This is a genomic window from Falsibacillus pallidus, from assembly GCF_003350505.1.
Classification (GTDB): domain Bacteria; phylum Bacillota; class Bacilli; order Bacillales; family DSM-25281; genus Falsibacillus; species Falsibacillus pallidus.
The window spans coordinates 68,955-86,380 of sequence record NZ_QQAY01000003.1; the positions used below are offsets into that span (position 1 = coordinate 68,955).

Sequence of the window (17,426 nt, forward strand, 5' to 3'; positions counted from 1 at the left end):
TATTTTCTTCTACGCTTTTCTTCACAAAAGGTTTCAGTTTTCCGAAATATATTTATAAATACTTTATATTAGACATGAAAAAGATCCGCAAAGCAATCTTTGCGGATCTTTGTAATAGTTATGTTAAGATAAAAGTTGTTGAACGAGTTTGCTCACGAGTGACCCATCTGCTTTGCCTTTTACTTTAGGCATCAGCGCACTCATCACTTTACCCATATCAGCTTTAGATGAAGCGTTTACTTCAGAAATAGTGTGTTTAACAATCTGTGCAACTTCTTCCTCTGACAGCTGTTTAGGCATGTATATTTCAACGAAAGTTATTTCTGTGCGAACTTTTTCCGCCAAATCTTCTCGACCAGCGTTTTCAAATTCCAGAAGGGAGTCTTTGCGTTGCTTGACTTCGCGAGAAAGAACTGTCAACTCTTCGTCTTCCGTTAATTCTTGTTTGCCTAATTTAATAGCTTCATTTTGCAATGCAGCTTTAAGCATTCTAATAACGGAGAGCTTCTCTTTTTCCTTATTCTTCATCGCTTGTTTCATATCACCGTTTAAACGTTCGAGAAGACTCATAACTACACCCTCTCTTAAAACTTGCGTTTTCTAGCAGCTTCGGACTTTTTCTTGCGTTTTACGCTTGGCTTTTCATAAAATTCGCGCTTTCTGTACTCTTGTAAAGTTCCTGTTTTAGAAACTGAGCGTTTGAAGCGACGAAGAGCATCTTCAAGCGATTCGTTTTTACGAACAACTGTTTTTGACATCTCTCTTTCCCTCCCTCCGAACACACTACACGTACATGCAAATGCAAAGAGTGATTTCTCATGCATCCTCGTATTGAGCTATCCATCAGGAATAGCTTAATACATCTTGTCCGCTTAACAAAGTTAATTCAACCCATTTATTAATGCGGAATACCATGTACTTTGCAATTATAATATAACTGTTTCATCAGGTCAAGATTTTACAGCGGAATTCTTCATATATATTGGCATGTCCCCTATTTTTTCTTCATATGATTAACAATAGGAGGGGAAATCATTGCTGCTGCTATTATTTTTATCTTTCATTTTATGCTTCATTCTGGGAATCACTTGGATGAGGATTGGTTTATATAATTTATCTGGAAAGCAATTGAATAGATGGCTTCACCGCTTTACTGAAACTCCGTTGAAAGGAATGGCGGCCGGTACTGCTGTAACAGGGATCTTGCACAGCAGTGCAGCAGTCATGGTCATGACAATCGGGTTTGTATCTGCAGGACTGATTACTTTTCCGCAGACTATCGGGGTGATTTTAGGAACAAATATCGGCACCACATTCACTCTTGAGTTTATTTCATTCCCGATTGATTCGTTTATTTTGCCTGCAGCCATTCCTGGATTCCTTCTTTTATTCTTTAGAAAACGTACAGCTAGGAGCACAGGATGGGTCCTTATAGGACTTGCCCTTGTTTTTGCAGCCATGCGCGGGTTTGAGTGGCTTGCAGATCCGCTGCTTAAGTATGGGTTCGTAAAAAAAATATTCCTTTTTATGGATCACTCGCTGATTATCCCATTGGTTTTTGGAGCTGTCTTTACAGCAGCTGTCCAATCAAGCACAGCAACAACCGGGATGATGATGAGTTTTCTTCAAGCAGATACCGTTTCACTTGATTCTGCCATTTCATTCATGATAGGCGCCAATATCGGGACATGCATCACTGCGCTCCTTGCAGCTATCGGTGCAGGGAATGAGGCAAGGCTCACTGCTTTTGCCCATGTTTGGCTCAATATTGGAGGGGCATTATTATTTTTCCCATTCATTCATCAACTGGGACGAGTCTCCGCATTTTTTTCTGATGGTCCAGCCTCGCAGCTTGCCCATGCCAGTGTCATTTATAATATTCTTTGCTCAATAATCGTCCTGCCTTTTTCAATGAAATTCGGAAAATTCATTGAACATGTTCATGGGATAAAAAAATGAAGTGAAGGCATTATCGCCTTCACTTCACTCATTGAAAATTAATAATCTGAATCTGCAGTCAAACCTTGTACGATTTTCACGCCTGAGCTTGCTCCGATTCTTGTTGCGCCAGCTTTGATCACTTTGTCTGCATCTTCAGCACTTCTTACTCCGCCTGAAGCTTTTACGCCGACATCCGGGCCCACAGTCTTTCTCATAAGTGCAACGTCTTCCGGGGTTGAACCGCCAGTTGAGAATCCAGTTGAAGTTTTCACATAATCCGCTCCAGCTTTTACTGAAAGTTCACATGCACGGACTTTTTCTTCATCAGTAAGAAGGCAAGTTTCGATGATGACTTTTGTCAACGCTTTGCCTTTAGCTGCTTCGACAACAGCTCTAATGTCTTTTTCAACTAGATCATTGTTTCCATCTTTCAATGCACCGATATTAATGACCATATCGACTTCTTTAGCACCATTTTCAATAGCGTTCTTTGTTTCGAACGCTTTTGTTTCAGGAGTGCTTGCACCTAATGGGAAACCGATTACAGTACAAACTAAAACATCAGTATCTTTAAGCATTTCGTATGCCTTTGCCACCCATGTAGGATTGACGCAGACGGAAGCGAATCCGTATTCTTTTGCTTCTGAGCATAATACCTCAATTTGGGCATTTGTTGCTTCTGGCTTTAATAGTGTATGATCAATCATTTTTGCAATATTTTGTGTCATGTCATAAAACCCCTTTCAGTTGTACGTACCTCTTTAATATACCATTGTTCCTTTAGAAATTCGACATAATTTTTTCTTTTTAGATTAAGCATTTTTGTTTTTTATTATTCTCATAAAAAAGCCGCAGAAAATCTCTGCGGCTATCGAAGTTAAACAACTTGTTCTGTTTCTTCCTGGGTTGGAAGGTCTTCAAGGACACGTACGAACTGTCCTTCATTATATGGATATCCTGCTTTGGTGATTTTCACTTTTACAAGCTTTCCTATCATTTCTTCTGATGCAGGGAAGACAACTTTCAGATAGTTATCTGTGTAGCCTACATACATTCCTTCCATTTCTGCTTCTTTAAACGCTTCTTCCGGGATGACTTCAAGCACTTCATCCTCAAATTGAGAAGCATATTCTTTTGCAAGCTGATCAGAGAGGTTAATCAAGCGGTGAACACGCTCGTTTTTGACTTCTTCATCAATCTGATCTTCCATTCTTGCAGCAGGTGTTCCTGTTCTCTTCGAATAAGGGAATACGTGAAGCTCGGAAAATTTATGTTCTTTTATAAAATTATAAGTTTCCATAAATTCTTCCTCAGATTCTCCAGGGAACCCTACAATGACGTCAGAAGTCACAGCAAGTCCAGGCAGAGCCTTCTTAAGCATGGACAATCTTTCTCCGAAGAATTCCATGGTGTATTTTCTTCTCATTCTCTTCAGAACGGTATTTGAACCAGATTGAAGTGGAATATGAAGATGGCGGACTACGATATTTGACTGATCGATGGCCTCAATGACTTCATCGGTAAGCTGGCTTGCTTCGATAGAAGAGATTCGAAGTCTTTTGATACCTTTTACATTCTTCTCAATATCCTTCAGTAATTGAGCAAGGTTGTAATCCTTCATATCTTCACCGTATCCGCCTGTATGGATTCCGGTAAGGACGATTTCTTTATATCCTGCATCAACGAGCTGCTGCGCCTGGCGAATGACTTCCTGTGGATCACGGGATCTCATCAATCCACGTGCCCAAGGGATAATGCAGAATGTACAGAAGTTATTGCAGCCTTCCTGAATTTTCAGTGAGGCTCTCGTGCGGTCTGTAAATGCAGGTACATCTAGCTCTTCATAAACTCTATTTTTCATGATATTTCTTACACCATTGATTGGCTGGCGTTCTTGTTTAAATTGTTCAATATATTCAAGCATCTTGACCCTGTCCTGTGTCCCGACGACAACGTCTACTCCTGGAATGGCCATAATTTCAGCCGGGGAAGTCTGCGCATAGCACCCTGTCACACAGATGACAGCGTCTGGGTTCTTCCTGATGGCACGGCGGATGACCTGGCGGCTTTTTTTATCTCCGGTATTTGTTACAGTACATGTATTAATGACATAAACATCAGAGGTTGACTCAAACTCTGTCCGTTCATATCCATTTGCTTTAAATAATTGCCAAATAGCTTCTGTTTCGTAATGATTCACTTTACATCCAAGTGTATGAAAAGCAACAGTTGGCATTCTATTCACCTCAATAACTCAAATTGATAGGAAATGGCCGATAATGCATATAACGGCGCTGTTTCCGTTCTTAATATTCTTGGCCCGAGGCCGCAAAGGATAAAACCGTTCTCTTCGAACATCGCTGCTTCTTTTTCACTTAACCCGCCTTCTGGCCCAAAAGCAATCATGACGGATTGTCCGGGTTGAATTTCCTGCAATATAGCGGCAAAAGCAGATTTTTCTCCTTTTTTTGCACTTTCCTCAAAAGCAGCCAATTTATAATCATAATCCTTCGACAATTCTAACAGCTGCTTTAGCTTGATGGGCGCATCTACAATAGGCACCACATTACGATGCGACTGCTCCGCAGCTTCAAGAGCAATTTTATTCCATCGCTCCACCTTTTTTGTTCCTTTTTTTTCATCCCATTTCACGATGGAGCGGTCGGCTATAAAAGGGACAAAGTGATTGGCGCCCAATTCTGTCCCTTTTTGTACGATCAATTCCAATTTATCCCCTTTTGGCAGACCGCTCACGATGGCCACATCGATCGGCAGTTCTTTGTAACTATGCTCCCATTCTACAATGGCAGCAGCAAGTTCTTCATTGGAAATTTCTTGTATCTCTGCGATGGCCGCTTCCCCGCTTTTAAACACAATGTAAAAGGAATCGCCTTCCTTCATCCGAAGGACTCTGACAATATGGTGAAACTGCTCACCATGCAATATCACTTTGTCTTCTCCATTATATGGTTCCGGAATAAAATACCTTTGCATCGAGGGCACCCCTGTTCATGGCTAATCTTTTACTTTTTCTTTGCAATGATTGCAACCCAGTCCTCCATAAGCATGGTTTCTTCGATTGCGAATCCTGCTGATTCAAGGGCATCCTTGACCATCTGTTTTTTCTGCCCGATTATTCCTGAGGTGATGAAATAGCCTCCAGGCTTCACTGCCGCTGCAGCATCTTCCGTAAATAGAAGGATTACTTCCGCCAATATATTGGCAACAACCACATCCACTTGTTGATCGATTCCATTCAACAAGTTGTTTTGTGCAACAGAGGCAATATCGTGGACTTTGTTTAGTTTGATGTTGAGTCGCGCAGAGTTCACAGCTACCTCATCAAGATCCAAAGCTGTTACTTTTTCAGCACCCAGCATGGCTGCAGCAATACTCAAAACACCAGAACCCGTACCCACATCAATTACTTGATCGCCTTTTTTCACTGTCCGCTCCAATGCTTGTATACACATTACAGTAGTTGGGTGAGTACCAGTTCCAAAGGCCATCCCTGGATCGAGTTCAATGATCAGTTCATCACTATTGACAGGCTGATATTCTTCCCAAGTAGGAACAATTGTAAACTTCTCTGAAATCTTCACAGGGTTGTAATACTTTTTCCATGCTGTTGCCCACTCTTCTTCGTTTACTTCACTGATTGTGACATGATTCAAGCCGATATCGATATTGAACAATACAAGATTGGTAATAGCCAGTTTGATTTCTTCAACCGTCTCACCGAGGAAGCTATTGACTGGGAGATACGCCTTTACGATGACACCCTCTTCAGGATAGTCATCAGGATTAAGTTGGTAGATTTCGCCGAATTGGTCTTCCCGCTCTTTCTCTAATTCGAAAGGATCCTCGATCACCACTCCACTGGCACCTGCCTCATGAAGGATGTTTGAAATCGGTTCAACCGCTTCATTTGTCGTATGGATGCTAATTTCTGACCATTTCATTGAACTACCAACTCCGTTTCAGTATTATTCGCCTTTAAAGGCGCGTTTGACTTTATCAAAAAAGCTTTCTTGCTGTTCATCAGGAACACTTCCGCTGATCTCTGCAAATTCTCTCAACAGCTGCTTTTGTCTATCATCCAGCCTTGTTGGAGTCACAACCTTCACTTTGATATGCTGATCGCCGGTGCCATATCCCCTTACATTCGGGACGCCTTTTCCTTTTAATCTGAAGCGCGTTCCAGTCTGTGTTCCAGCAGGGATTTTCAGCTTCACCTTGCCATGTAGGGTAGGTACTTCTATTTCATCACCAAGTGCAGATTGAACAAATGTTATCGGCATTTCACAATAAATATCGTCGCCGTCCCGGTCAAAGAATTCATGGGATCTTACATGGAACACCACATAAAGATCGCCTGCAGGGCCGCCATTGATTCCCGGTTCGCCCTGTCCTGAAATTCGAAGCTGCTGACCATCATCTATACCGGCAGGAATCTTAACGCTAATTTTTCTGCGCTTTTGAACTTTTCCTGTTCCACCGCAAGTAGTACATTTATCTTTGATTTCTTTGCCGGTACCATTGCAGTAATGGCAGACTCTTCGGTTCACAATTCTTCCGAATGGTGTATTCTGCTCTTCATTCAGCTGACCTGCACCTTTACAATGGGAACATGTTTCCGGTTTAGTACCCGGCTTTGCACCAGATCCATGGCATGTCTCACACGTTTCTTCGCGAGGAATTTCTATTTCCGTTTCTTTGCCAAATACGGCATCTTCAAACGAAAGAGTCATAGTATATTGCAGATCCGCACCTTGTCGAGGGGCATTCGGATCGCGTCTGCGGCCGCCTCCGCCTCCAAAGAAGGTATTGAAGATATCTTCGAATCCTCCAAAACCGCCTCCGAAATCTGATCCACCGCCAAATCCTCCGAATCCCTGATTAGGATCGGTATGGCCGAATTGGTCATAATGAGCGCGTTTTTGATCGTCGCTCAAGACTTCATAGGCTTCTTTTATTTCTTTAAATTTATCGGCAGCATCCGCTTCCTTATTGATATCAGGATGATATTTTTTAGAAAGCTTTCGATACGCCTTTTTAATTTCGTCTTTATTTGCACCTTTAGAAAGGCCTAGGACCTCATAAAAATCCCGTTTGCTCATAAAATTCACTCCCGATTCGATTCACATAAAGATTATTTTAACATTGAACAAAATTTAGTTGCAAGCATTAAAAGCGGAAGGCGCCTCATGCCAAACAAAAAGCCAAAGCCAAGAATGACCTGACTTTGACTTTTTCGTTCAATGTTTTAACTTGACCAGCTTAGATTATTTATCGTCGTTTACTTCTTCGTATTCTGCATCAACGACATCATCATCTTTGCCTTTTGCATCCCCATCTGCGCCTTGTTGAGCCTGCTGTTGCTTTGCAGCCTCTTCATAAAGCTTCATGGAAAGATTTTGAACGATTTCTTGAAGAGCATCTTTCTTTGTACGGATTTCTTCCAAGTCGTTCTTTTCGATTGCTGCTTTCAATTCATCTTTGGCAGCCTCCGCTTTTTTCACTTCATCCTCTTCAACTTTACCTTCTAAGTCTTTAAGAGTCTTTTCAGTGGTGAAGACAAGCTGGTCTGCTTCATTGCGAAGCTCAACTTCTTCTTTGCGCTTTTTATCTGCATCTGCATTTTCTTCTGCTTCTTTTACCATGCGTTGTACTTCATCTTCAGAAAGGCCGGAAGAAGATTTGATTGTGATGTTTTGTTCTTTTCCTGTGCCAAGATCTTTGGCACTTACATTTACGATACCGTTTTTATCGATGTCGAATTTAACTTCGATTTGAGGTACTCCACGCGGTGCCGGCGGGATGTCTGCCAATTGGAATCGGCCAAGGGTTTTGTTGTCTGACGCCATTGGACGCTCCCCTTGAAGCACATGGATATCAACTGCTGTTTGGTTATCAGCCGCTGTAGAGAACACCTGTGATTTTGAAGTAGGGATCGTTGTATTGCGTTCGATCAATTTTGTAAACACGCTGCCCATTGTTTCAATTCCAAGGGATAGCGGAGTGACATCTAGAAGAACGACGTCTTTTACATCTCCGGTAAGTACTCCACCTTGGATTGCTGCACCCATTGCAACAACTTCATCAGGGTTAACGCCTTTATGCGGGTCTTTGCCGATTTCTTTTTTAATTGCTTCCTGTACGGCAGGGATTCGTGTTGATCCACCGACAAGAATTACTTTATCGATTTCAGATGGGGAAAGGCCGGCATCTTTTAATGCTTGGCGAGTTGGCCCCATTGTTCTTTCTACAAGACCTGCAGAAATTTCATCGAATTTAGCGCGGGATAAAGACACTTCTAAATGAAGAGGTCCTGCTTCCCCTGCAGTGATGAATGGAAGGGAAATCTGAGTGGATGTTACACCAGACAAATCTTTCTTCGCTTTCTCTGCAGCGTCCTTCAGGCGTTGAAGAGCCATTTTATCTTTTGAAAGGTCGATGCCATTATCTTTTTTGAATTCCTGTACTAAGTAGTCAATGATGACTTGGTCGAAGTCATCTCCACCTAGACGATTGTCACCTGCAGTGGAGCGGACTTCAAATACTCCGTCTCCCAGTTCAAGGATAGAAACGTCAAAAGTACCGCCGCCAAGGTCATAAACCAGGATTGTTTGGTCTTCATCCATTTTATCCATACCGTATGCCAAAGCAGCAGCTGTTGGCTCGTTGATGATGCGCTCTACTTCAAGGCCGGCAATTTTACCAGCATCTTTTGTAGCCTGGCGCTCAGCATCATTGAAATAAGCAGGAACTGTGATTACAGCTTTCTCTACCTTTTCGCCAAGATAGTCTTCTGCGTATGATTTAATATATTGAAGGATCATTGCAGAGATTTCTTGTGGAGTATACTCTTTTCCTTCTGCTTCGATTTTATGGCCTGTACCCATATGACGTTTTACAGAAATGATTGTGTTTGGATTTGTGATGGCTTGGCGCTTTGCAACTTCCCCAACTTGACGCTCGCCATTTTTGAATGCCACTACAGAAGGTGTAGTGCGGTTGCCTTCGGGATTTGGAATTACTTTCGCTTCCCCGCCTTCAAGGACAGCAACACATGAGTTCGTTGTTCCTAAGTCGATACCAATGATTTTGCTCATGAAAGATTTCCTCCTTTATTTATATGTATCGTTTATTGATTGACTTTAACCATAGATGGTCTGATGACGCGATCTTTAAGCTTATACCCTTTTTGGAATTCTTCAACCACGACATTTGATTCATGGCCAGGGTCTTCCACTTGCATGACCGCTTGGTGAAGATGTGGGTCGAATTCTGTTCCGACTGCTTCGATCGGTTCGACACCCTCTTTTTTCAATGCCTCGATCAAACTTCTATAAACCATGTCCATCCCTTGTAGAAGAGATTTTGTCTGTTCATTTTCAGGTGCCATCTGCATAGCACGCTCAAAATTATCAATGGCCGGAAGTAGATCGGATATTAAGCTTTGCGCTCTATATTTTTCGCTCGATTCTTTGTCTAAATTGACACGTCGGCGGAAGTTTTCAAAATCAGCGCGCAGACGGAAGTAGCGGTTTTCGGACTCTTCCAGTTTTGCTTCCAATTCAGAAGCAAGACTTGAACCCTCTTCGTTTTGCTGTTCTGCCGCTTCAACTGTTTCTTCATCGACAGATTCAGCTTCATCAAATACTTCCTCTACCACTTCGTCCACTGCTTCATTGTTCATTTCTCCAGTGTTGTTTGTTTTTTCTGCCATTGCCTTTCACCTCCTTAAAATAGTGTGCTTCTATTCTATAAAGATTAACGGCTGATTCCGGGGCGCTGTCTAAAAGAAGGAATTATTCCATCCTGAACATGCGCCCTACTTGAATCAGCCTCATGTATTTCCCCTAACAATATGTCCACTATCATTCGCTTTGATACAAATTCGTCAATGCGAGAGACATATCATGCGTTAAGAAATCCAATAGGCTGATGACCCTGGAATATTCCATCCGGGTCGGGCCGAGTATGGCAATTTTGCCTAATTGTTCATCACCCATGGAATAAGTTGCCGTTATCAAGCTGCAGTTTTCCATCGTGATATTGTTGTTCTCTTTGCCGATTTTTACATGAATTCCTTTGGGAGCCTTTTTGAACAGATCGTAAATACCCTGCTCTTGCTCTATAAGGTTCATAATCGACCTGATTTTTTGAACATCATTGAATTCAGGCTGATTCAACATGTTTGTTTTTCCGCCGAAAAAAATCTTTTCATGGTTTGGAACCGTTATGGTTTCCGCCATTGTCTTCATGATGGAATCGTAGTTCTGAATATGCTGGCTCAAAATATGGGCGACTTCTTTATAAATCTTATCTTTCAAATCAGCCAACGGTGTTCCGGACAAACGCGAATTCAGAATATTGACCAGCTTCTCCAGTCCGCTTGAATCGAGCCCTGGCGGAACAGGAAAAAGTTTATTTTCCACATGGCCGGTATCAGTAATGATGATCGCCACGGCTGTATCTTGGTTCAGAGGAACAATCTGAAGCCTCTTCAGTTTATTTTCCTTAACCTCAGGTCCAAGGATGATAGCAGTATAATTTGTCAATTCGGAAAGTATTTTCGCAGAATTCTGCACGATTTTTTCCATCTCATACAGCTTATCTGCAAAAATAGACCTGATGACTCCTACATCCTTAGGATTCAGCTTTTGGGGAGACAGTAAATTGTCTACATAAAACCTGTATCCTTTATCCGAAGGTACCCTTCCTGAAGAAGTGTGGGTTTTTTCAATGAAACCCAATTCCTCGAGATCGGCCATTTCATTCCGTATAGTCGCGGAACTAAAGGAGATTTCTTCTTTTTTTGAAAGGGTGCGTGAGCCGACAGGTTGTGCAGACCGAATGAAATCATCAACTATGACTTGAAGAATAAAAAGTTGTCGATCTGTTAACAACATTCATCACCTCTGTTAGCACTCTAAAATGATGAGTGCTAAATCTAATATTAAATTATCAAAATGATAAAATGATGTCAATGATTTAGGATTGAATTACTCCGAGGAAGGACTGAAAAACCTCGTTCCCTAAAAACTTTCCTTCCCTTGTCAATTTTAAATGCCCATTATCTATTTCCACCAATTGACGCTCAGACATTTCTATTATCGGCGCATTGAAAATATCCATCATGGATTCGCCGAATTTTTGCTCGAACAATTCAATGGATACTCCCTCAGTCTTTCTTAGTCCGAGGAACATCTCTTCTTCCATTTTTTCCGCAATGGTCACTTTATGCTGTTCCATGAAAGGAAGCTGATCCTCCTCGAGCGGGAGCATATATTTCTTCAATGGGCCATAATTGGAGTTCCGGCTGTCTTTTGTATAACTGTGTGCACCTGCTCCAAATCCAAAATACTGTTCATTGTTCCAATATACCAAGTTGTGTCTGCTTTCAAACCCCGGCTTGGCAAAATTACTGATTTCATACTGTTTAAGGCCGGAAACTTCCATTTTTTCCATCAGAAGTCCATACATTTCTGCTTCAGTTTCTTCAGTCGGGAGCAAAAGCTTTCCTTTTCTCATCAAGTTATAAAAAACCGTTTTCGGCTCAACGATAAGTGAATATCCGGAATAATGCGGCAGCCCGAACCTCAATGCTTCTTCCACTGTCTCTTTAAAATCAGCAAGTGTCTGCCCTGGGAGGCTGTAGATCAGATCGATGCTGATATTATCAAAACCTGCTTTTTCCGCATTGGCAATGGATGCATACACATCCTCTGCTTTATGGGAGCGGCCGATCCGCTTTAATAGTTCATCATTAAAGGACTGCACCCCATAGCTGAGTCTATTGACGCCATATTCCTTCAAAATTTTCAGCTTCTCAATAGAAAGGTCGCCAGGATTTGCCTCAAAAGTAAATTCTCCTTGATCGAAAGGCAGCACTTCCCTAATATTCCTGCAGAGGGTTTCTAATTGTTTTTCATTTAGTGCAGTCGGGGTCCCGCCTCCCACAAATATGGTCTTTAGCCGTTCTGCAGGATATTTATCCATGGCCAATGTCATTTCCTTTTTGAGAGAAGCCAGATATTCATCGACTGGCTGGCCTTCAAAGAAAAACTTATTAAAATCGCAGTAATGGCAAATATGGTGGCAGAACGGTATATGGATATATGCAGATTCAATCATGAAATCACCGTCATTTCTTCATTATCTTTGCTTTTTCGGCAATATTTTAAAACTAGAGTCATAAGAAAAAGGGGCAGTGCCGGATTCCGTAACTGCTCCCCTTCATAATTTTTTTATTTCGGTTTATTTTGATCGTCCATCTTCAGGACAGCCATGAACGCTTCTTGAGGCACTTCAACAGAACCTACCTGCTTCATGCGCTTCTTACCTTCTTTTTGTTTTTCAAGAAGCTTTCTCTTACGGGAAATGTCTCCCCCGTAGCATTTTGCCAATACATTCTTGCGCATGGCCTTGATTGTAGATCGGGCCACAATCTTCTGTCCGATGGCCGCTTGGATCGGAACCTCGAATTGCTGGCGCGGAATTAATTCTTTCAGCTTATCAACAATGACTTTACCACGCTCATAAGCAAAGTCCTTGTGAACGATGAAACTGAGGGCATCTACTTTTTCTGCATTCAACAGAATATCCATTTTCACCAGCTTGGAAGCTTTATAGCCGATCAATTCATAGTCAAAAGACGCATACCCTTTTGTATTCGACTTCAATTGGTCAAAGAAGTCATAAACGATTTCTGATAAAGGAATTTCATAAACGACACTTACACGGGTTTCGTCCATGTACTGCATATCAATGAAGATTCCACGCTTTGTCTGGCAGAGCTCCATTACAGGACCGACAAAATCATTAGGCACCATCATGGTCGCTTTGACATACGGCTCTTCGACATAATCGATTTTTTGAGGATCGGGCATGTTGGATGGATTGTCGACATTAAGTTCCTCTCCATCAGTCATAGTGACCTTGTAGATAACGCTAGGTGCAGTGGTGATAAGATCGATCTTGAATTCACGTTCAATGCGCTCCTGGATGATTTCCATATGAAGAAGTCCAAGGAATCCACAACGGAAACCAAAGCCAAGCGCCTGGGATGTTTCCGGTTCGAATTGCAGGGCCGAGTCATTCAGCTCCAATTTTTCCAATGCTTCACGCAAGTCATTGAACTTGGAAGAATCAATCGGATAAAGTCCGCAATATACCATCGGATTAAGTTTGCGGTAGCCTGGAAGCGGTTCTGCGGCAGGTTTTTTAGCACTTGTGATGGTATCACCGACGCGTGTATCCCCGACGTTTTTAATAGCGGCTGTCAGGAATCCAACATCCCCTACAGTCAATTCATCGCGCATCGTTGCTTTTGGTGTGAATACCCCTAATTCCGTCACTTCGAACTCTTTACCGGTCGCCATCATTTTCACTTTATCCCCGACCTTGACGGATCCTTCAACGACGCGGATATATGCGACGACTCCTCGGTAGGAATCGTAGAGGGAGTCAAAGATCAATGCTTTCAACGGACCTTCCGGATCTCCTTCAGGGGCAGGCACAGTCTTAACAACCTGTTCAAGAATATCTTCTATTCCGATGCCGGCTTTTGCTGAAGCCAACACAGCTTCTGAGGCATCGAGTCCGATTACATCTTCGATTTCTTTCCTTACGCGTTCAGGGTCAGCAGCAGGAAGGTCGATCTTGTTGATGACCGGGAGGATTTCCAGGTTATTATCAATGGCAAGATAAACATTTGCCAGTGTCTGCGCTTCAATACCCTGCGCTGCATCAACTACAAGGACTGCTCCTTCGCACGCTGCAAGGCTTCGGGAAACTTCGTATGTAAAGTCGACGTGCCCCGGTGTATCAATAAGATGGAAGATATATTCTTCTCCATCTTTTGCTTTATAATTTAACTGTACAGCATTCAGTTTGATCGTAATTCCGCGTTCACGCTCTAAGTCCATGGAATCAAGAAGCTGGTTTTTCATTTCCCTGGATGTTAAAGCATTTGTCTTTTCCAGGATGCGGTCAGCTAGTGTTGATTTTCCATGGTCAATATGAGCGATGATCGAGAAGTTGCGAATTTTTTGTTGTCTTTTTAATTTCTCTTCACGATTCATTCAATGTTTCACTCCTGTTTTTCGACACATGTACACTATTTTTGATTATATCAGCACAAAATGGAAGATTCAACGAAAATCAGGAATCACTATAATGCCGCTTAATTCAAAACATGAAAGATGCACGTCCTGATTTTGGACGTGCATTCATTTATTATATGAGTGACGCAATAAGATTGACCAGTTTTTCCATCAAAGATCGGATTGAATCAGCAAGGGATTTACCGATACTCGAAAAGAAGTTGAATGTTTTCATTTCTTGCAGCTGCTTTTTCTTTGTTTCAATATCACTGGAAGAAACATCTTTTCCTAATACAGATGCTTCAACATCGCCGCCGCTATCTTTTTTTATGGAAAGAGGCGATTCCAATCCCGCATCCTGTCCTTTGAGATTGTGCATTCCTTCATTCGCTTTTTCCATGCCCATTAAAACACCGATAAATAATATAGAAACAAGAAGGATGCATTTTAACATGAACATTTTCATCTTCATCAACCTCTATTGCTTTGATGGTGGATCGGATTGATCGTTCTGAACCTTTTCGGCCTGCCAATAATTTTCTGCAAAGACATTTGCAAATGCCTTGATGGTTCGATCCATTTCCTCAAATGTATTATCGACTCCCCCGACTTCAATTAAAATCGAATTGGGAGAGAGGTCTTGATTGAATTTGCCGTTTGTTGCAGCCCCCTTTTTAGGAATTATCCCTCTAGAGAGCCCCTTGTATTTTTTTTCTAATAATTTATGCAAGTCATACGCTAATTTTGCGTTTTTTTCATAGTTTGGATTTTCTTCACCTATTACAAATGCAATTTTTGCATAATCCTGTCCATTGATTTGGATTGTCGTGTCTTTTTTCCTCCTCGAATCCCTATGAATGTCTATGAAGTATTGTAGATTCTTATCACTATTCATAGCAGATGCAACAACTGGACGTGCTTCTTGATATGCATTTGCAAAGGTCAATTCCTTTTTATTTAATCTTGCAATTATGTCTGTCTTATCAACCGTTGTGCCAATTCCTGAATTCTCTAGATCAACTTTTAATTCATCGCCCAGCTTCGTTACATTAATTTTTGAATGATAGGCTAAATCAGGGTCGGTCACACCTTTTAGATATGGCAGATAGGACTCGTTGGTATGTGTAAAATAGACGTAGACTCTATTTTTTCCGCCAGTCGTCAACGGAGGGGCAGATGAATTCGATCCGACAGGTGCACTTCCAATGGAATCCGTATTCTGCAATTCTGCGTCATTGTTTGGGTCAAGGACTTTATTTGGTGGAATGGACTCTATCGGCATATTTGTATAGTTGGTGCCTTCGCCCGCCACTAGAATATCACTATCAAATATTGAAAATCCCGGGAGCTCCCTTCCCAAAAAGCTCCTTGGATCTTCGAGGTTTACATTGGCTGCAAGCTTCATCAGCATTGTTCCTGCACTTTCCCCATCAGATGCTTCCTTCGGCATAGCACTTAGGAAAGCACTATTTTCGAAAGTGAACATTTTGTAGAGTGCTGCTCCAGAAACATTCTCCGCAGCTTGATTGACCGAATTCGAACTGATTCTATATTGGGGATTAAGGGATGTCAGGATTCCTGAAAGCGAAAAGATCGACAGGAGTGCGAACAAAAATAGCAAGGACCCTTTTAAGATTGTCGTGAAATGGACTGCGACGGCATAGCTTGGATTTTTGGCTGGTCTCATCGTTCCACCCTTTCTAGCGATTTCTAATACAATCTATGACTTTGATAGAAAAAGTAGAACACATATTGAGACCCTATCTTGTCTTAAATCCGGAATCCTCTTGATTGACTGCATCGTGCAAAGCAGCGTTCAATCCGTTTGCAATAAGATTTGCCATATCCTCAATGAATACATCCACTTCTTTAGGGGTCACCATTAAGTTATGCCCGATCGGAGCAAGGACTTCATGAATCAATTTTCTTTTTTCCTGCTCTTCAAGAGTCCCGATTATGCCCAGAAAAGTTTTGCGATGCTCCACCTGAGGGAGGTCTTCATCGGTCAATTTCCTCTTCTCTCCAAATGTCATCCCTGCTGGCGCAAGCGATCTTGATGGCCTGTCTCCTTCTTTCATTTCCTTTCCAAAATGTTTTAAAAGATAGTCAATCGTATCACTGGTAATGGTCACTGCATCCACAACTGTCGGAACACCGATCGCGATAACCGGGACACCGAGCGTTGCTTTATCAAGTCCTTTTCTCTTATTACCTACACCCGACCCCGGATTGATGCCTGCATCGGATATTTGAATAGTAGAATTGACCCTCTCTACCGATCTGGATGCCAGTGCATCAATGGCAATGATAAAGTCAGGTTTTGATTCTTTCGTGATGCCGAAAATAATATCGCTCGTTTCTATCCCCGTCAGCCCCATGACGCCTGGTGCAATGGCACTGACTGGACGATAGCCTTCCGATACGGATTCAGGCTGGAGTTCAAATAAATGCTTTGTGACAATGACGTTCTCACAAACCTTTGGCCCGAGTGCATCAGGAGTCACATTCCAATTGCCCAGCCCGACAATCAGGCAGCTTGCATTTTTGGGGATGCCCGCTTTTTCTATGAAACCGCTGAATTCATTGCTGAAAATATTCTGGACTTTCTGCTGAAGCTCCGTATCTTCTTCACGGATTCCAGCAGCCTCCAATGTCAAATAATTCCCTGCTTTTTTCCCGATGGTCTCTTCGCCTTCGGGGGTAATTTCAACTTGAGAGATTTTAATTCCATCCATTTCCTTTTCATGGATAATGACACCTTGGATATCTGAGAGATTCGCTGCATCCTGATTATTCTTTTTTGCCTTTTCTGCCAAAACCATTTCCCTTGCTTCTACCGCTAAATCAGTCCTGACAGAGTATTTATCATAATCGAATTGTTCTTCATTCACGGCTATCACCCCTGTGTAGTATGCATTACTATTATTTTCTATCCTTTCCTTCCAGTATTCCCTTCATTCAAGTAAATGGGTTTTTCCTTTTTGAGTATTGCATTCTGGCACTGCGTTTGATAAAATATCACTTGTTCTTAATGTTTAGGAATTGATAGTGAAGTCGAGTATTTATAGAACCTCGATCGTGCATTAGGAGGTGAACGGGAATGGCAAATATTAAATCTGCAATTAAACGCGTGAAAACAAGTAATGCGAGCAATGCACAAAATGTAACAGTTAAATCTGCTATGCGTACTGCTGTCAAGAAATTCGAAGCAGCTGCTGCGAACAACGATAGCAATGCGAAAGAACTTCTTTCAACTGCTGTTAAACATCTTGATAAAGCTGCTCAAAAAGGCATCATCCATAAAAATGCAGCAGACCGTACAAAAGCTCGTTTGATGAAAAAATTAAACGCAGCAACTGCATAATGCGTTAA

17 protein-coding genes are annotated in these 17,426 nt (G+C 41.9%); 2 read left to right on the forward strand and 15 right to left on the reverse strand.

Features of this window, described 5'->3' with window-relative positions:
• Positions 1–123: 123 nt before the first annotated feature.
• On the reverse strand, positions 124–570 hold the full coding sequence (locus tag DFR59_RS06920; RefSeq protein WP_114744909.1) for a GatB/YqeY domain-containing protein: 447 nt from the start codon (positions 568–570) through the stop codon (positions 124–126).
• A gap of 14 nt (positions 571–584) precedes the next feature.
• The gene (gene rpsU, locus DFR59_RS06925; protein WP_006838418.1) at positions 585–758 is read right to left on the reverse strand and encodes a 30S ribosomal protein S21; all 174 of its coding nucleotides are present in this window, start codon (positions 756–758) and stop codon (positions 585–587) included.
• Positions 759–1,035: 277 nt separating this feature from the next.
• Between rpsU and DFR59_RS06930 the strand changes: the two genes are divergently transcribed.
• The gene (locus DFR59_RS06930) at positions 1,036–1,959 is read left to right on the forward strand and encodes a Na/Pi symporter (RefSeq protein WP_114744910.1); all 924 of its coding nucleotides are present in this window, start codon (positions 1,036–1,038) and stop codon (positions 1,957–1,959) included.
• A gap of 38 nt (positions 1,960–1,997) precedes the next feature.
• Here the strand turns inward: DFR59_RS06930 and deoC are convergent, their stop codons facing one another.
• The 13 genes from deoC to gpr form a co-directional block, all read right to left on the reverse strand.
• Positions 1,998–2,669, reverse strand: a complete 672-nt coding sequence (deoC, locus tag DFR59_RS06935; protein WP_114744911.1) for a deoxyribose-phosphate aldolase — start codon at positions 2,667–2,669, stop codon at positions 1,998–2,000.
• Between the two features lie 149 nt (positions 2,670–2,818).
• The gene (gene mtaB / locus DFR59_RS06940) at positions 2,819–4,177 is read right to left on the reverse strand and encodes a tRNA (N(6)-L-threonylcarbamoyladenosine(37)-C(2))-methylthiotransferase MtaB (protein ID WP_114744912.1); all 1,359 of its coding nucleotides are present in this window, start codon (positions 4,175–4,177) and stop codon (positions 2,819–2,821) included.
• Between the two features lie 5 nt (positions 4,178–4,182).
• Positions 4,183–4,935, reverse strand: coding sequence for a 16S rRNA (uracil(1498)-N(3))-methyltransferase (locus DFR59_RS06945; RefSeq protein WP_114744913.1), 753 nt, complete (start codon positions 4,933–4,935; stop codon positions 4,183–4,185).
• Positions 4,936–4,964: 29 nt separating this feature from the next.
• Positions 4,965–5,903, reverse strand: coding sequence for a 50S ribosomal protein L11 methyltransferase (gene prmA, locus DFR59_RS06950; protein ID WP_114744914.1), 939 nt, complete (start codon positions 5,901–5,903; stop codon positions 4,965–4,967).
• A 24-nt stretch (positions 5,904–5,927) separates the two neighbouring features.
• The gene (gene dnaJ / locus DFR59_RS06955) at positions 5,928–7,061 is read right to left on the reverse strand and encodes a molecular chaperone DnaJ (RefSeq protein ID WP_114744915.1); all 1,134 of its coding nucleotides are present in this window, start codon (positions 7,059–7,061) and stop codon (positions 5,928–5,930) included.
• Positions 7,062–7,226: 165 nt separating this feature from the next.
• Positions 7,227–9,056, reverse strand: a complete 1,830-nt coding sequence (dnaK, locus tag DFR59_RS06960; RefSeq protein WP_114744916.1) for a molecular chaperone DnaK — start codon at positions 9,054–9,056, stop codon at positions 7,227–7,229.
• Positions 9,057–9,088: 32 nt separating this feature from the next.
• A complete protein-coding gene (gene grpE / locus DFR59_RS06965; RefSeq protein ID WP_114744917.1) occupies positions 9,089–9,673 on the reverse strand; it encodes a nucleotide exchange factor GrpE in 585 nt (194 codons plus the stop codon).
• Between the two features lie 151 nt (positions 9,674–9,824).
• Positions 9,825–10,856: a heat-inducible transcriptional repressor HrcA gene (hrcA, locus tag DFR59_RS06970; RefSeq protein WP_114744918.1), complete on the reverse strand. Its 1,032-nt coding sequence runs from the start codon at positions 10,854–10,856 to the stop codon at positions 9,825–9,827.
• An 85-nt stretch (positions 10,857–10,941) separates the two neighbouring features.
• Positions 10,942–12,084: a radical SAM family heme chaperone HemW gene (gene hemW / locus DFR59_RS06975; protein WP_114744919.1), complete on the reverse strand. Its 1,143-nt coding sequence runs from the start codon at positions 12,082–12,084 to the stop codon at positions 10,942–10,944.
• Positions 12,085–12,197: 113 nt separating this feature from the next.
• A complete protein-coding gene (lepA, locus tag DFR59_RS06980; RefSeq protein WP_114744920.1) occupies positions 12,198–14,033 on the reverse strand; it encodes a translation elongation factor 4 in 1,836 nt (611 codons plus the stop codon).
• A gap of 154 nt (positions 14,034–14,187) precedes the next feature.
• The gene (locus tag DFR59_RS06985; RefSeq protein ID WP_170137270.1) at positions 14,188–14,520 is read right to left on the reverse strand and encodes a DUF3679 domain-containing protein; all 333 of its coding nucleotides are present in this window, start codon (positions 14,518–14,520) and stop codon (positions 14,188–14,190) included.
• A gap of 12 nt (positions 14,521–14,532) precedes the next feature.
• Entirely contained in the window at positions 14,533–15,741 is a 1,209-nt protein-coding gene (gene spoIIP / locus DFR59_RS06990) for a stage II sporulation protein P (RefSeq protein ID WP_114744922.1), read from the reverse strand.
• Between the two features lie 73 nt (positions 15,742–15,814).
• Positions 15,815–16,945: a GPR endopeptidase gene (gpr, locus tag DFR59_RS06995; protein WP_114744923.1), complete on the reverse strand. Its 1,131-nt coding sequence runs from the start codon at positions 16,943–16,945 to the stop codon at positions 15,815–15,817.
• Between the two features lie 209 nt (positions 16,946–17,154).
• On the opposite strand from gpr, the gene rpsT reads away from it, so the two are divergent.
• A complete protein-coding gene (gene rpsT / locus DFR59_RS07000; protein WP_114744924.1) occupies positions 17,155–17,418 on the forward strand; it encodes a 30S ribosomal protein S20 in 264 nt (87 codons plus the stop codon).
• Positions 17,419–17,426 lie beyond the last annotated feature (8 nt).

Excerpts from the sequence above, each read along its gene's own strand:
- grpE (WP_114744917.1), bottom strand. The coding sequence starts at position 9,673 with ATGGCAGAAAAAACAAACAACACTGGAGAAATGAACAATGAAGCAGTG.
- DFR59_RS06985 (WP_170137270.1), bottom strand. The coding sequence starts at position 14,520 with ATGAAAATGTTCATGTTAAAATGCATCCTTCTTGTTTCTATATTATTT.
- hemW (WP_114744919.1), bottom strand. The coding sequence starts at position 12,084 with ATGATTGAATCTGCATATATCCATATACCGTTCTGCCACCATATTTGC.
- lepA (WP_114744920.1), bottom strand. The coding sequence starts at position 14,033 with ATGAATCGTGAAGAGAAATTAAAAAGACAACAAAAAATTCGCAACTTC.
- rpsU (WP_006838418.1), bottom strand. The coding sequence starts at position 758 with ATGTCAAAAACAGTTGTTCGTAAAAACGAATCGCTTGAAGATGCTCTT.
- DFR59_RS06920 (WP_114744909.1), bottom strand. The coding sequence starts at position 570 with ATGAGTCTTCTCGAACGTTTAAACGGTGATATGAAACAAGCGATGAAG.
- DFR59_RS06945 (WP_114744913.1), bottom strand. The coding sequence starts at position 4,935 with ATGCAAAGGTATTTTATTCCGGAACCATATAATGGAGAAGACAAAGTG.
- mtaB (WP_114744912.1), bottom strand. The coding sequence starts at position 4,177 with ATGCCAACTGTTGCTTTTCATACACTTGGATGTAAAGTGAATCATTAC.
- dnaJ (WP_114744915.1), bottom strand. The coding sequence starts at position 7,061 with ATGAGCAAACGGGATTTTTATGAGGTCCTAGGCCTTTCTAAAGGTGCA.
- prmA (WP_114744914.1), bottom strand. The coding sequence starts at position 5,903 with ATGAAATGGTCAGAAATTAGCATCCATACGACAAATGAAGCGGTTGAA.
- rpsT (WP_114744924.1), top strand. The coding sequence starts at position 17,155 with ATGGCAAATATTAAATCTGCAATTAAACGCGTGAAAACAAGTAATGCG.
- spoIIP (WP_114744922.1), bottom strand. The coding sequence starts at position 15,741 with ATGAGACCAGCCAAAAATCCAAGCTATGCCGTCGCAGTCCATTTCACG.
- deoC (WP_114744911.1), bottom strand. The coding sequence starts at position 2,669 with ATGACACAAAATATTGCAAAAATGATTGATCATACACTATTAAAGCCA.
- dnaK (WP_114744916.1), bottom strand. The coding sequence starts at position 9,056 with ATGAGCAAAATCATTGGTATCGACTTAGGAACAACGAACTCATGTGTT.